Raw genomic sequence first — 15,583 nt, forward strand, 5'->3', positions numbered from 1 at the left:
GCCGAAGCTGGTCTAGAACAAAAATCTAGTCACCACCACAGCCATCAGTTGCAGTACCTAAATTTACAGTAGTAGTTGCAGCACTTGCCGCTGTTGTACCAGTAGCTTGCGTATAAGTAACGACACATGCCGCTGCGTTAGCATTAGCACCTACAAATGAGTATGTAATACTGGTATTTGCAACACTAGCAGTTACAGCCCAATCTGTAGATAAGCCAACAACTGCTGCACCAATACCATCAGCATCCGCTGTTGGGTAACCAAAAGAAGTTGTAATGCCTTCTACTTCTGGAGTTGGCGTTGCTGTGTACTCTTGAGACTCAACGCCCTCTACAGCAGCTTTGCCATAAACGATACCAGCAGCACTATCAATTGCACCTTTTAGACCTTGAAGTGAAGACTCACGAGCATCATCTTGCAGGTTTAGGAAACGTGGTGCCGCAGTTACAGCAAGAATACCTAGAATAACAATTACAACCACTAGTTCGATTAGGGTGAAACCGCCTTGTCTTTTCATAGTTAAGCTCTCTCTATGTTTAATTTTACGCAGACTTACTGCAAAGTTACGGTCACACGACCAGTTTTAATTTCGTAAACAAATTCATGCTCTGTACTACCTTCCAATTGAACGTAAGTACAGGTTGCATCACCAGAATTTGCTTGCGCTGAATACTTGTAGTTTGAGTCGTTAGCAACATCCGAGATAGGACCCACTTTAGGTGGATTTTGCAGCAAGTTTTCCATCAACTCAGAACATGTTTCATCTGAAATATCTTGTGGCGCGGTGCTCGAATTATTGTTCAGAGTCCACGGATAGCCATCTCGAAAGTCAGTATCGACGTTGCTACTGTTCTTTGATCTTGTTAACCAAAAATCAACACCATCATAATTTACAGTATTGTATGTCTCAACACCAATCTTCTCTGACGGTCTTGCTTCTGCTTCCCACTGTGCTCTTGCCGACAAAACAGCGGTCGCAAAACCACCAGCGACACCTTCAATGCTTGATTTCTTGGCTTCATCAGTTACATCGAGAAAACGAGGTAATGCAGCAACCGCCAATAAACCAACGACCACGATCACTATCACTAATTCGACAAGGGAGAAACCCTTTTGATTCTTAAGCATTTTCTACCTACTCATCTAATTATTAACGCGCATTATACATTCGCGCACGTATAAAACCATACAAAAACTGTCAATATTTTCACAAAGCCAAAATATTGGCTTTCACACTAAACCTTTCTTTTTCGAGCAATATATCTAGCTGATACTTATCAGCATAATGATAAGCGCAGTGAAACAGTATGTTATCACTTTTATCTTCAACACTTGGAGATCTTAGCCCTAAAATGCTCCCTTGGGGATACAATTGATCCAGCCAATAATTACAGTCTCGCTCCGTACCTTGAATCGGTTTTAACCAGCCTGTTCGACTATAACTTTTGGGGTGCTCCGGATCATTGTTTTGCTCGGAGCCTGATAACAAATACTGCTGTTTGAACAAATTGGCTTGTTCTAAAATCCGCTTGCTCGCCACAATAAATGCCGTATTAGTCGCTTCTTCTTCTACCGTTTTAAATGCCGAAAGCACACCGACAATAAGAAAAAGAATAACCACAGTCCAAATAACAAAACGTGAGCGTTGTAGGTTATTTAGCATCACCTAGCCTTTGATTGCATCCAACATGCCCCACATCGGCAAGAATATACCTAGTGCTAAAATCAGCACCATGCCCGCAACGATGGTTAACAAAATGGGTTCAATTCTGGCGGTTAAGGTTTTTAGATCGTAATCGACCTCGCGATCATAAAAATCAGCCACTTCAAGTAGCAACTCATCAATACGACCCGTCTCTTCACCAACTGAAATCATTTGTATCACTAGCGGTGTGAAAATTTCGCTGTTGACCGCGGTCGATGAGACCGTACTACCGGCTTCAATGGCTGACTTCATTGCTTGAACTCGAAGCTCTAGAAAACGGTTATCCAAAGCCTCAGCGGATAAAGCTAACGATTGGTTTAGTGGCACGCCCGCTTTTAGCATCAAAGCAAACGTACGTGAGAAGCGTGACAATAGTGCTCTATTCACTACCCCGCCAATAACCGGCATTTTTAAGCGTAATCGGTCCCACTTCTCCAAGCCTTTGTCTGTTTTAACCCAGGCTTTAAACGCAAAAATAAGGCCAAAGATCACGCCAAGCATTAAGCCCCAGTAATTCACAAAGAATTCCGACATACCAATCAAGATACGTGTAGGTAGCGGCAAGTCGACGCCAAAGCGCGCAAACATGCTAGAGAACTGCGGAATCACCTTGATGTTAAGAATGAACATCGCAATCAGAATAAAGCTAATCACGAACGTTGGATAACGCATCGCGGTCTTGATTCGCTTGCGAGTCTCAACTTCCTGCTCATAGTATCCAGCTAACTGAAGTAGAGCCTGATCTAAACGACCGGTATTTTCACCAACCCCAATCATCGAGACAAACAGCGGACTAAACACCTTAGAGTGCATCTGCATCGATGCCGCCAACCCTCGACCATTAGTTAGCTCAGCAACCACTTCTTCGAGAGCAGCCTTCAACTGCTTATTTTCACAGTTTTGGGTAAGGCCTTTCATCGACCGTAATAGTGGTACGCCAGCTTTGGTTAGGCTGTATAACTGTCGACAAAACAGAACCAACACCTCTAAAGGTACACTCGGAGAGAACAGGCTCGATACATCCATATCTAAGACTGAACCGCCACTTTTACCTAGTTTGATAGAGGTTGGAATGATCCCCTTGCTCATCAAACTTTCAGCAGCAAGATCTTCGTTATTCGCATCCAATTGACCACTTACTTGGCTACCATCAGAGCTGCGACCTACATAACGATACGTTGGCATATCACTCTACCCCTAAAGATAAATTGGGTCGGTGGCACCAGAAGCATCACCTTCGCCAAGATGCATGATCTCATCGAGACTCACAACACCTTGCAGAGCCAGTTCCATCGCAGAAGCCAATAACGGTTTGTAGTTTTCAGACTGTCTCGCCGTTTGAGCAAAACCAACTGCATCATTCGCTCTTAGTGCATCCATCATGTTTTGTTCTAGCTCCAACATTTCAAATACACCAATACGCCCACGGTAACCGGTTAAATTACAGTTCTGACAGCCACGGCCTTTCATAAACGGCACACCCACTTGGTTAGGGAAACGAACGCTCAGCCATTGCTTACGAGGTTCATCTAACTCATCCTCAACCTTACAATCGGTACAAACTTTGCGAACCAATCGCTGTGCAACGACCGCTCGAACAGCGCTCGCGACCAAGTAACCTGGTGCTCCCATATCCATCATGCGCAGTGCACTGTCTACCGCATCATTGGTATGGAGGGTGCTTAATACTAAGTGGCCAGTCAGCGCGGCTCTCAAGCCAATCTCAACCGTTTCGTGGTCACGCATCTCACCAATAAGAATGATATCGGGATCCTGACGCAAGAAGGTTCTTAGGACTGTAGAGAAGTCGAGATTGATCTTAGGGTTTACCTGAACTTGGTTCACACGAGGAAGACGGTATTCCACCGGATCTTCCGCGGTAATGATCTTTTTACCCGGTTCGTTGAGCTCACTTAATGCCCCATACAGGGTTGTGGTTTTACCCGAACCTGTCGGCCCAGTAACCAAGATCATACCGTGCGGGCGGCGCAGCTGTTGACGAAGACGAACCAACAGATCGCTCGGTATACCCGAGGCTTCAAGTTTACGTAGTCCTGCAGATTGGTTAAGCAGACGCATCACGACAGACTCACCGTGCTGCACTGGCATGGTCGACATACGAATATCAACCGACTGACCTTTAGCACGGATATTAAAGCGACCATCTTGAGGAAGACGTTTTTCTGAGATATCGAGGTTTGCCATCAGCTTTAAGCGCAGTACAAGTGCAGAAGCAATGTTCACTTCGTTCAGCAATGTTTCATGCAGCACACCATCAATACGCTGACGAAGACGCAGTACGTTTGAGTCTGGCTCTATATGGATATCAGAAGCGCCGACTTGGATTGCATCTTCAAATAACGAGTTAATTAGCTTTACTACTGTAACTTCGTCACTGTCTTCTTCAGCGATATCGAAATCAAAGGCATCATTAACTTGGTGTTCAGCGTGAAGCTGCTCAGCAAATGAGGCGATCTCTTTAGTTCTTCGGTAATAGCGATCGAAGCCATCAACTAATTGCCTCTCTGGAGCGACAACGAATTCAAGTGCGTAATCTCCTAACTGACCAAGCAAAGATTCTTGGGCAAACAGGTCGGCAGGGTCGCTCATTGCAACACGCAAAGTGTCACCTTGGCGTCCAATCACCAATGCACGAAGGCGACGAGCATGTACTTCCGGTAAAAGCTGTACCGCTTCAACATCGACAACAGCTCGGCTTAGATCAATAAGAGGAATCGCTAACTGCTGCGACAAGAAACTCAACATCTGTTGCTCTGACAAGAAGCCAAGTTCAATCAGTGCATCACCCAGCTTACGACCGGTGCTTTTCTGAGCAGCCAGTGCTTGCTCAACTTGAGTCTCCGTGATAATGCCCTCTTCGACAAGCAAATCACCAAGCCTTTTTCTTAATCTAATTTGCATCGCCGCTCTCCTCTAAAGCATTGAGTATTTTTAACCTGTCACGCACAAAGCTTTGTGATTGAGATGAGATACCTACTCTGGTTAACGCACCTTGGTATGACGCTTTAGCTGCTACGAAATCGAGCTGACGTTCTTGCTGGATCGCTAAGCCTAACCACCAGCGAGCATTATCTGAATCAATCTCAACCAACTTTTGGTAACTTTCCAAGGCCACTTCTTCTTGCTGAGACTTTTGACTCAATGCTGCACGCATAGCTAGATAATCTTGAGTTGGATTTGGCGGTAAATGTATCAATGGACTCAAAGCCGCTTCTGCTTGGTTTGCTTTAACCAAAAGCTTAGATAGGCCCAAGCGTAGCTTTTCGCTGTTAATATTAAGCTTAATCCCTGACTGAAACAGCTCGTACGCTTTACGTGTATCACCCTTACCAAAATAGAGAATCGCGAGTTTCTGACGAACATCTTCATTTCGTGGCGTATAACGTAGAGCTTCAGTGTAGCCTTTCAGAGCACCAGTAAGATCATTCGCATCAAGCGCTTTTTGAGCACGCCCTTGTGCATTCACAGATAACTGCGCAGGTGTTAACTCAACCTGTTCGATCAACATTCCGTTATTTCCTGAACCACCAGAAGTTACTGACCCATTAGAGATAGAGGCTGAGGCTGAATCTGTTTTTGCCACATTAGCAACATAAGTCGGCTGAGGAATTTCAGTCTTAGTCGTTTGAGGCGCGCTTAGAGATTTCGTTGATGCTTGCTGTTTTGTCGGCTGTGGGATAGACGCTGCAACCGGTTCAGATACGACTGGCTTAGCTTTAGCGCTTTTTACCATCGCAGTGTTTTCTGTTGAAAAGCTGGCAGTGTCTAGGGTCACCAATTTCGTAGTTGGTGATGAGATAGGTTGAACCGCTTCCTGAATACCATTTGAATCATCAACGACAGAAACCTGAACCTGTAAATCTCGAGTTAAGATTGGCTGCTCAATCACTGGACCTTGCGATATCGCCCAACCGCCCATTGCTAAACTCAGAGTAAAACCGGCTGTGACCCAAACCAATGGGGAACGTGTTTTTACTTTAGGTACGACTGCCGCTTCAATCGAAGTCGCTGATTTTTTCTTTGCCAATTCAGACAAGGCGTTGTTAATGACGCTCATAATTAATTCCAACCCCACAGTATTGGCGTTTTAAATTTAGGCTTACACACATCGTATGTTTCATGCATAGCGGAAAACAGATGCTGGTTGTCGATACTTTTCTTATCTTCACTGAACGAAAGCAATAGAGCCTTATGACAAAGTTGATTGATCAATCTAGGGATACCTAACGACGATCGACAAATCGCCTTTTTTTGATTCAAACTGAACAACTCAGGATTACCACCAGATTTAGCGATCCGGTTATCAATATACGCCACCGTTTCATCGAGAGTCAGCGGCCTCAAAGTTGAGCTAAACGTGATTCTTTGGCGAAGCTGTCTGAGATGGTAAGCCTCTAGTCGAGCATCCAGCTCAGGCTGCCCCAATAAAACCATCTGCAGCAGCTTCTTATCTTCTGTTTCAAGGTTGCCAAACAGCCTTAGTGTTTCGAGAGCTTCATCCGATAGAGCCTGAGCTTCATCAAGAATTGCCACCACTCTTAAACCCGAATTGTGCAATTCAATGAGCTTATGCTGAATGTTATCAACCAAGGTTGCTTCACTGTCGATAGTCAAACCGAGCTCTTTAGCAACGGCTTGGCGTAAGTCTGCACCTGAGAGCACAGGGTTTGGCAGGTAAATTAGAGCTGTGCAATCATTTAGGTGATTGACCAGCATCCGGCAAACCATGGTTTTTCCAGTACCGACCTCTCCGGTGACCTTAATCACGCCCTCGCCCATTTCTAACGCCGATATTACCGTCTGAATCGCTTCAAAGTGAGGCGCTAAACCATAAAAAAAATCGGTATTCGGCGTTAAGGTAAATGGCAGTTGTTCAAAACCAAAATGAGCTTGATACATAAGTAACCTAGCTTAGTTAGATACTGCCAATCTACATTGAAAAAGTAAGTAACTACTCTTCATCATCTGGGAACCACTGTTGAAGCAGATCTCGAGAACGCTCTAACTCTGTTTGCCATGTGTTCACACCGACGATTGTCGGTTTAAGCAAGATCACAAGCTCAGTTTTTTGCGTCAACTGACTGGTATTACGGAATAAATGGCCGAGGGCTGGAATATCACCAAGGAATGGAACTTTAGAGGTTACATCGCTGGTATTTGATTTCATCAAGCCACCAATAACCACAACATCACCATCTTGAGCACGAATCACTGAGTCAGACTCACGAATAGAGCTTTTTGCCAAAGGAAGCGTCACGACCCCCGTTGTTGAACCCAAGTTAAGCTCTTTGACCTCTTCATCCACCTCAATAACTGCCGGGTGGACATGTAAAAACACACTGCCTTTATCATCGATCTGAGGTGTCACGTCCAAAGAGATACCAGAGAAAAACGGGGTTAATTCAACCTCAGGAGCGACATTCGCGTTATCGCCACTACCAACCGCACTTGATAAATCAGTTACATAATATTCATCAGTACCGACTTTAATAACCGCTTTCTGGTTATTCGCAGCTGTCACTCTAGGGCTAGACAGCACGTTCAAATCTCCCTGTGTATCCATGAAACTTAATACTGCTTCAAAGCTACCACCAGAAACAACTAGGTTAGATTGACCACCTAAAGCTGCACCAATTGGGTCCATCCCTGGCAATGTACCTGGGATTATCGTACCGGCTGCATCTTTAACAATAGAGCCCATGCCAATTGTGTAGTTAGTACCATTTGACGAGAACATCTTGGTCCAGTTAATACCCTGCTGGTAGCCATCACTCAAAGTCACTTCCATGATCTTTGCTTCCAAGATCACTTGGCGTTGTAAGCGCTTCTGAGAAATGCCTAAGAACTCACGAACTTCACGGATTTCATCAGGATAAGCACGCACAGTAATCACACTGGCTTGCGGGGTAACAACGACGCTCTGTCCATCACCAGAACCAATTAAGTGAGCAACGGCGGCTTCAAGTTGTGGCCAAAAGTCACTTTCAGAGGTCGTTTCAATCTCTGTACCACCGTTCGATGTAGAATTCGATGAGTTAGAAGAGTTGGATGAATTCGACGAATTTGAATTGGAACTGGAAGAACTCGACGAGTTTGAATCAGAAGTCGTGATAGTCCCTGTCGTGATCGTCGTTAATGAGCGACCAGAACGTTTAACTTGTAAGTAATCAACAGGAATCGTTACTGTACGTAAACCTGCAGGGTAAACCTGAATGACTTTTCCACGCTTTTCAATATCGTAGCCATACATGTCCTGAGCAACAGCCAGCACTTCATCTAACGTCACATCGGTTAAATTAAAAGTGAGCTTTCCAGAAACACTTGGATGAATAGCAGCACTATACTCAGTACCTTTCACTAAGCTTGCAAAAAAGGTTCTCGCTTCAACACCTTTTGCCTGAATACGAAAACGCTTAACCGTTTCCATCCCCGGAGACATAGAGTCAGAACTAAGCTGAGGCATAAGGTCATCTTGTACCGACGAAGGCAGCTCATGAAGCGCTCTGCTATTGGCTTCATTAATTGATTCGTTTAAAGATTCTTTAATCTCAACAGGATCTCTATGCCCCATCGAACAGCCGACCAAAGATGACACTAGGATTGCAACTACAAGTTTACGCATGTCTTCACTCTAACCTTAATTATTCTTAACATCTAAAGAGAACATCTCTAATTTCCACTGCTTAGAGCTTCTCTGCAGAGTGACGTATTCTGGATCTATGTTCTTAACTCGGTACCCTCTGATCGTTTCCCCTTGGCCGAGAATCTGACCATTCATAATCGCATAGCAAGGCGTATCTCCCTTACACACGATGCTTTCTAAAGAAGGTAAGCGATAGCGAGTTGGTGCTTTCTTAGCAGGTGCCGTTTTCTGTTGAGGTGAAAGCCAGCCTAATGGCGCCGTTGGATCTTGCTCAGCCCACACCACGGAACTGCTAAACAGCAGAAACAACAAAAGAGTTCTAACCACCGATAAACTCCTGTCTGGTACCTAATGTATAAACCTCGAACACCAGTCGAGCTTTAGGATATTCCTCTACCGTGTATTCAAATGTGCGCCAGTAATAGCTAACAGGAAGAGACTCAAGTGCTTGAAGGTAAGCTGAAATATCAAAGTAACTACCTGTTAGTTCCATTCTCACAGGGTGAAGAAAGTAGCCTGAATATTCACTGGTTTCTTTATTGTTCGAAATCGCCTCTGGTTTTAACGACTCTAGCGATTCAAGCTTAAGCCCATTGCCGGCATTAAGAACACTCTCCAATAATTGCGACATTTGAGAAGGCGTAATCAACCCGTCGACAATCTCTGAAAGCTGCAATGAAAGATCTTGGCTCTCTCGCATTAGTTTCTTGTATTCGAGGTTAATTTCTTTATCTGGGTCTTTGTTTAACTTAGCTTGTAGAACAAGTAACTCACCTTGCTGCCTTTGGTTTGATTGAGTCAGGCTGGTCGCCTTGGCATTTTTCGCTTGTAAGTTGAGATACGCGGGCTCTACCAATAAGGTAAACAACAACATGGATAGGCCAACAAAACCACACACGAAAAGTAGCCATTTTTCTCTTTGGCTCAATGCAAGAAACTTATCGCTAAGTTGATTCCACTGCTGCATTATTTACTCTCCCGACGAGTACTTAACTCAAACGTCACCACATCCTGATCATTACGACCTATTTTTAGTTTTTCAAAAGCACGTCCAACTAAATTAAGCTCACTTTTAAACTGACCAATCCAGTTCGGAACGACATTTGCGTTACGAGCCAAGCCACTAAGATCTAAAGTATCGTGGGTCATGTAGATGTGCGAAAGAGAGATGTCATTTCGGCCTAGTTTAGCTAAGGAATTCATGACGCCAGAATACCCGACTTGTTGGGATTCGTCGTATTGCCCGACCGCCTTCAAAGCCTCTTTTTTTGCTTGAGTCTCACGTTTGAGACGCGCAACGGCCGCCACTTTCTCTGGGGACGGTTTGTGTTGAGTTAACTTACTATTCAATTGGTTAACTTGCTTGTTAAGTTGATTCGAGTCTTGTTGCAGGGCTGTTAGTTCTTTATCTAGATTAGATACTTGGTACTGCATCGCGAAGTAACCACCAAGCAATAAAACACAAACTAGCCCCCAGCTCGCAACAACATTGGTCAGCGTAAAATATTCTTTTTTAGGCTTAAGATGTTCAGGGTAAAGATTGACCTTAAACGTCTCTTTTTCAGCTGCGAGTTTAACCAACAAACTCTCTGAATTATCACGTTCATCTTCAACCAACAATGAAACTGTCGAGCTCAATGTACTATTTAAGGCACTTTGTAACTCTGCTTCATCTTCTTCGTCACAGCAAATTTTCAGCTGGTGAAGCTGCGTACCTTTAATTTGTGAAGAAAGGTAATCGATCGAGCGTTGAAGTTCTAAAGCGAGACCGTCTAACTGTAGAGCACTTGACGCAACACCCGTTAAAGGTGGAACAACACTGCGAATCGTTCTTTGAAAACAAACGGTATTTTCAACAAACGCACCCAACTTAAAGTGTGAATTAGCGCTGCGCTGTAAAAGGATGAAGTTAAACAACTCGCCAGCACTGTAACCCCAGATTTCATCTTCAGGAGCTACTCCAACTAATTCGATCTGAACCGAGTTGGCAATATTTAAAAGCTTATCTAACAGCTTTTTAGGCAAGACATACACTTGCAGCTTGTTCGACGTCGGAAGCGCGACCGCACTCGCCGTGATCTCAGTAACCCTTTCAGAGACGAGATCTTTGAGTAAAAATGGCAACGCAACCGACCATTCACTCTCTGGAATATCCGGTTTATCAAGTTGATAGGTTTGGTAGTAGTTAGCACAGACAACCAACTGGAGACGATTACTGGCAAACGCCTCACTGCTAAGCAATTTTTTTAGCGCACTCTCCCAGTCCCCATTAACCACGGGAATACTGGTTACTTGAGGTTCTTGTTCTGTCGATGAAATATAAATGGCATCATTGCCCAGCAGGACAACTTGCGAGCTACCTTTATTATTCGTTGGCTTTATCTTGTCTAAAATCGCTTTAAAATTCATTCTTAACTACTACTCTTACGCCATCGATTTCTTCGTCCAACTTTTACAACAGATTCCGCTTTTGCAGCCTTTTCAACGTGGTTAGGCAAAGGGATAATTTGTTGTTCTTCGTCGAAATATCTTCCTTGATAGCCGTTAATGCCTAACTCTATCAAAGTATTCTTCTCTTGTTTTGTCTCGACTCCAACGGCAATAACTTGAGTTGGAGAGTCACCGCATGCCCCAATTAAGCTTCGGACAAACAGTTGATTCTCATGCCTTTGATCAATTTTCTTGATTAAGCTTCGATGAAGCTTAATGTAATTAACCTTTAAGTCTTTTATATAGTGAGTGCTAACAATGGTTCGCCCCGCTTGACCAACCACAACTTTACACCCTAAACCTCGTAGCATCTTTGCCACCGGTCTCATATAATCAAGATGAGCAATCAAGTGCCCTTCTGGAAACTCAAATGAAAGCTGAGAGCGGTGCTGAGCAGAAAGCTGTAACAACTCACTCCTAAACCACTTAAAGTGCTGTTTATTAGCAAACGGGGTAACATTCAGATTCACCGAATAGTTGATAGGTTGAGTTGATTCTTTCAGCGATTTCAACACAACCTTTAGAACCGATTGGTCCATTTGAGCTTGATAACCCACTTGCTCTACCGCAGGCATAAATCGAGACGATTTCAATAAACCTTTATCAGGATCCTGAATTCTAGTAAATATTTCTCTATGTAATTCATTAGCTTGACCAGATTCCGGCATAAGATAACACCGCTGAGCAAAGATTACTAAATTTTCAGGAAGCAGCGCTTTATCAAGTAATGTTCTCCAACGAACACTGCCTCTATCCAACTCATTCTTATTCTGTTTCGGGTAACGGCTCCAGTTATTAATACGCTCTAACTGAGCACTCTTTAATGCCGTTTCCGTTTCATCCATGATCTGGCTGTGACGATCACCTTCGGTATACATAGTCACACCGATATGACACCAGTTATCAGATTCCAAAGGCTCTGGCGGGGTTAGCTTATCCAACTGCCTTAAACATTGACCTGCCAAGGTCGCAATATCTTTTGCACCCTGGTGAGGGATGAATACAGCAAAGTCCGCTTCGTAATAGCGAGAAAAAATGACATCTGGATAACGCTGAACGATATTCGATAAGACTTCACCGACTTCAATAATAAAGCCGTCAGTGATTTGCTTGTCGTTAGCATCACGAACTTGTTCCCATTCGTCGATACGTATCAGTAACACACCACCTCGAGCACCACTTTCATGCAGTACCGATTCCAGTTTATTATCAAATAAAACTCGGTTTGCCGTGCCCGTGAGTTTATCTAGGAAGGTATGGGTACGAATAAAGGTATCAAAGCGACTTCGCTCTTGACGAGCATCTTGTAGCTCTTCAATCAATACATCTAAGGCTTCACTTGCCGTATAAGGCCATTCACGCTCATCCCCCTTTGCGTGAGGTTCAACCTGTCCAGCAAGGATCATTCTTCCTCGCTCTTCTAAGATCTCAGAACCCATGAGTTGCTCTTTCAACCAACGAACACCGCGAGCCAGACAGAACAAGACCAATGCGACAGCCAAAGTAATTGACCACATCGCTTCCATTGAGTAGTTGTAGCCAATATAAGGAGGGAGTGCTTTAAATTCGATTCGATACCCTTCATTACGCTCTAAAATGAAGCTTTTCTCATAAAGACGATTGGGATCAATTTGTGGGGAGGTATCTTTGAAACGATAGACGATGCCAGTCTTGTTCGAGAGTTTCATCTCAACAATATTGCTCGCCTGCAACATTTTAGGCATCCAACGCTGCATTGAATACGCGGCGTCGGGATCTTCCATCTCTTTATCTACAACGTCGACAATACCAACCAAATAATGGTCTAAATATTCCTGTCCAATACGCTTAAAGGAAAGTGTGCCACCAATAAAAAGAATGAACATCGCGCTGATCACTATCACGGTGACAAATGCGACCAATCGGGTGCTCAACTTTAGTGTCGGGGTATATCTCATGAATAACGAAATCCTTTTCAACTCACATTATACCGTATTGCTACTTATACTATAAATTGACGTTGTAAATAAAGCGTTAAGAATTGTAGGTAACAAAAAGCCGCGATGAACGCGGCTTTTTCCAATTTAATACTGTCTTTATAATATATTAAAAACAGAGCTTAAAATGGGATGTCATCATCAAAATCCATTGGCGGCTCATTATATTGAGGTTGAGCCTGCTGAGGAGCTTGTTGAGGTGCTTTCGGCTGCTGTTGAGCTGGAGCACTGTATTGTTGCTGCTGTTGTTGTGGCTGCTGTGGCTGACCCCAACCACCTTGCTGTTGGTTGTTACCCATGCCACCTTGAGCAGGAGCACCACCTTGAGCACGGCCGCCAAGCATTTGCATTACACCGTTGAAGCCTTGAACAACCACTTCAGTTGTGTAGCGATCTTGACCGCTTTGATCTTGCCATTTACGCGTTTGAAGTTGACCTTCAATGTAAACTTGAGAACCTTTACGCAGGTACTCACCAGCAACTTCCGCAAGCTTGCCAAACAGAGCAACACGGTGCCATTCTGTTTTTTCACGCTGCTCGCCAGTTGCTTTATCACGCCATGACTCTGACGTTGCAATGGTAATGTTCGCTACTGCGCCGCCATTTGGCATGTAACGAATTTCAGGGTCATTACCTAGGTTACCCACTAATATAACTTTGTTAACTCCACGGCTAGCCATGATTTGCTCCGTCTAAATTCATAGTCTCAGAAAATTTTTAGCGCACAAGAATAGCATGCTTTTCTGTTGTGATAAATCGCTTCCTATTCTCACTCCACCACAAAGAATAAAAACGTAACAAATCATGATATTCAGAGCGATGTTGCTTTTTTCTCCACTTACAAACCACTCATTTACTTTGATAATTGATATTCAACGCAAGTCACTATCAAGGTGCTAGAGAAGCGAAAGCCTGCATGACAACGTGGAATCTAATCCCACTCAAACAGGACGTTTCAATGAGAAAATCAAGATACGCTCGCACTTTACACTTTCTGTGCATCGACCCAAACGATACCTATCTACATGTAAAAGAGATAGAAAAGCACTTATCTATTATTCTCTACAAAATGACACCCGACGAATTAATGCTAGTTGATAGAAAGCAGAGTAACCGGATCTTACTCGTCGATTACAGAGAGGTACCACAACTACTGGTTATTTGTCCTAACCTGACTGTTATGTGGAAAAATCACGAAATCATTTTATTCAATGTCCCCCAGCAACTTCCAACCTCAGAGCTTCTTACCTATGGGGTACTAAAAGGACTCTTTTACAACACTGAACAAAAGGACAAGATTGCTCGTGGTCTTCAAGAAGTCATTGATGGCGATAACTGGCTGCCAAGGAAGGTAACCAATCAACTGTTGTTTTATTATCGCAATATGGTCAATACCAACACGACACCAACCAATGTTGATTTAACCATTCGTGAGATTCAGGTGATTCGCTGTCTTCAATCAGGGTCTTCAAACACACAAATCGCCGATGACTTGTTTATTAGTGAGTTCACGGTTAAATCTCACCTCTATCAGATATTCCGTAAGCTTGCGGTAAAAAATAGAGTTCAAGCGATAGCATGGGCAAACCAGAACCTGCTTGCATAATCGACCCACCTCTTAGTCTGACGATAATTTTGAGGGAAGCTCTAGTAAACCATGGCTATTGTTGCTGAATTTTCGACATAACTTATGCTAGAGTTGCCCTCAGAAATATCAACAACTCAGTTGAATCAATAATTATTATAGATAAAGGGTCTTATCATGATCAAAAAGTGCCTTTTCCCGGCAGCTGGCTACGGTACACGTTTTTTACCTGCAACCAAGTCAATGCCTAAAGAAATGATGCCTGTAGTAAACAAACCTCTGATTGAATACGGTGTAGAGGAAGCTATTGAAGCTGGTATGGATGGAATGTGCATCGTTACTGGACGTGGTAAGCACTCGATCATGGATCACTTTGATAAAAACTACGAGCTTGAACACCAGATTAGCGGTACCAATAAAGAAGATCTATTGGTTAATATCCGTGAAACGATTGAAGCAGCAAACTTCACCTACATTCGTCAACGTGAGATGAAAGGCCTTGGCCACGCTATCTTGACGGGTCGCGAACTTGTAGGTGATGAACCATTCGCCGTTGTACTTGCCGATGACCTTTGTGTTAACGAGCAACAAGGTGTATTGGCTCAAATGGTTGCGCTATACAAACAGTTCCGCTGTTCTATTGTTGCTGTACAAGAAGTTCCTGAAGAAGAAACTCACAAGTACGGTGTTATCTCAGGCGAAATGATTAAAGATGATCTTTTCCGTGTTGATGACATGGTAGAAAAGCCAGAACAAGGTACTGCTCCAAGCAACCTAGCGATCATTGGTCGTTATATTCTGACTCCAGATATCTTTGAACTAATTGAGCAAACAGAACCAGGTAAAGGCGGCGAGATCCAGATTACCGATGCATTGTTAAAACAAGCAAAAGCGGGTTGTGTATTGGCTTACAAATTTAAAGGCCAACGTTTTGACTGTGGTAGTGTTGAAGGTTATATCGAAGCAACAAACTACTGCTTCGAAAACCTATACAAAAAAGACCAAAAGCAAATTGAGCTAGGTAAGCACTCGACAAAGAAAGAAGCATAACGACTGGTTAATAACTAGCGTTTCGAATGGTAAAAGGGTGACTCGATGAGTCACCTTTTTTGTTTTACTGTTTTTTTATCCAGTAAAACTTTGCACAAATCTCACTCTATGTA

General features: G+C 43.5%; 15 protein-coding genes. 2 read left to right on the forward strand and 13 right to left on the reverse strand.

Going from position 1 to position 15,583, the window contains the following annotated elements:
- Positions 1-25: 25 nt before the first annotated feature.
- The 13 genes from BCV39_RS01795 to BCV39_RS01855 form a co-directional block, all read right to left on the reverse strand.
- Positions 26-517 (reverse strand): type II secretion system protein, encoded by a 492-nt coding sequence (locus tag BCV39_RS01795; RefSeq protein WP_102432803.1) that lies wholly within the window; start codon positions 515-517, stop codon positions 26-28.
- 35 nt (positions 518-552) lie between these two features.
- Positions 553-1,128, reverse strand: a complete 576-nt coding sequence (locus BCV39_RS01800) for a prepilin-type N-terminal cleavage/methylation domain-containing protein (RefSeq protein WP_048657956.1) — start codon at positions 1,126-1,128, stop codon at positions 553-555.
- A gap of 79 nt (positions 1,129-1,207) precedes the next feature.
- On the reverse strand, positions 1,208-1,663 hold the full coding sequence (locus BCV39_RS01805) for a hypothetical protein (protein WP_048657954.1): 456 nt from the start codon (positions 1,661-1,663) through the stop codon (positions 1,208-1,210).
- A 3-nt stretch (positions 1,664-1,666) separates the two neighbouring features.
- On the reverse strand, positions 1,667-2,890 hold the full coding sequence (locus tag BCV39_RS01810; RefSeq protein WP_102432804.1) for a type II secretion system F family protein: 1,224 nt from the start codon (positions 2,888-2,890) through the stop codon (positions 1,667-1,669).
- Positions 2,891-2,902: 12 nt separating this feature from the next.
- Positions 2,903-4,627: a GspE/PulE family protein gene (locus BCV39_RS01815; protein ID WP_048657952.1), complete on the reverse strand. Its 1,725-nt coding sequence runs from the start codon at positions 4,625-4,627 to the stop codon at positions 2,903-2,905.
- On the reverse strand, positions 4,617-5,783 hold the full coding sequence (locus tag BCV39_RS01820) for an MSHA biogenesis protein MshN (protein ID WP_102432805.1): 1,167 nt from the start codon (positions 5,781-5,783) through the stop codon (positions 4,617-4,619). Before BCV39_RS01820 ends, BCV39_RS01815 begins: the two co-directional genes overlap by 11 nt.
- 2 nt (positions 5,784-5,785) lie before the next feature.
- On the reverse strand, positions 5,786-6,625 hold the full coding sequence (locus BCV39_RS01825; protein ID WP_102432806.1) for an AAA family ATPase: 840 nt from the start codon (positions 6,623-6,625) through the stop codon (positions 5,786-5,788).
- Between the two features lie 52 nt (positions 6,626-6,677).
- On the reverse strand, positions 6,678-8,348 hold the full coding sequence (mshL, locus tag BCV39_RS01830; protein ID WP_048657949.1) for a pilus (MSHA type) biogenesis protein MshL: 1,671 nt from the start codon (positions 8,346-8,348) through the stop codon (positions 6,678-6,680).
- A 15-nt stretch (positions 8,349-8,363) separates the two neighbouring features.
- Positions 8,364-8,696, reverse strand: a complete 333-nt coding sequence (locus tag BCV39_RS01835) for a hypothetical protein (RefSeq protein ID WP_048657948.1) — start codon at positions 8,694-8,696, stop codon at positions 8,364-8,366.
- A complete protein-coding gene (gene pilO / locus BCV39_RS01840) occupies positions 8,689-9,336 on the reverse strand; it encodes a type 4a pilus biogenesis protein PilO (RefSeq protein WP_102432807.1) in 648 nt (215 codons plus the stop codon). The genes BCV39_RS01835 and pilO overlap by 8 nt, the downstream gene beginning before the upstream one ends.
- Positions 9,336-10,778, reverse strand: a complete 1,443-nt coding sequence (locus tag BCV39_RS01845) for an MSHA biogenesis protein MshI (RefSeq protein WP_102432808.1) — start codon at positions 10,776-10,778, stop codon at positions 9,336-9,338. The genes pilO and BCV39_RS01845 overlap by 1 nt, the downstream gene beginning before the upstream one ends.
- Before the next feature lie 2 nt (positions 10,779-10,780).
- Positions 10,781-12,796 (reverse strand): RNase E specificity factor CsrD, encoded by a 2,016-nt coding sequence (gene csrD, locus BCV39_RS01850; protein WP_048662719.1) that lies wholly within the window; start codon positions 12,794-12,796, stop codon positions 10,781-10,783.
- Positions 12,797-12,957: 161 nt separating this feature from the next.
- Entirely contained in the window at positions 12,958-13,515 is a 558-nt protein-coding gene (locus BCV39_RS01855; protein ID WP_017061342.1) for a single-stranded DNA-binding protein, read from the reverse strand.
- Positions 13,516-13,793: 278 nt separating this feature from the next.
- Here BCV39_RS01855 and BCV39_RS01860 point away from each other — a divergent pair, with 278 nt between their 5' ends.
- Together BCV39_RS01860 and galU are read left to right on the forward strand one after the other, a co-directional pair.
- Positions 13,794-14,441, forward strand: a complete 648-nt coding sequence (locus BCV39_RS01860) for a LuxR C-terminal-related transcriptional regulator (RefSeq protein ID WP_029222919.1) — start codon at positions 13,794-13,796, stop codon at positions 14,439-14,441.
- 156 nt (positions 14,442-14,597) lie between these two features.
- Entirely contained in the window at positions 14,598-15,470 is an 873-nt protein-coding gene (gene galU, locus BCV39_RS01865) for a UTP--glucose-1-phosphate uridylyltransferase GalU (RefSeq protein ID WP_048657943.1), read from the forward strand.
- Positions 15,471-15,583: the final 113 nt, after the last annotated feature.

The organism is Vibrio sp. 10N.286.55.E10 (genome assembly GCF_002872555.1).
GTDB lineage: Bacteria > Pseudomonadota > Gammaproteobacteria > Enterobacterales > Vibrionaceae > Vibrio > Vibrio crassostreae.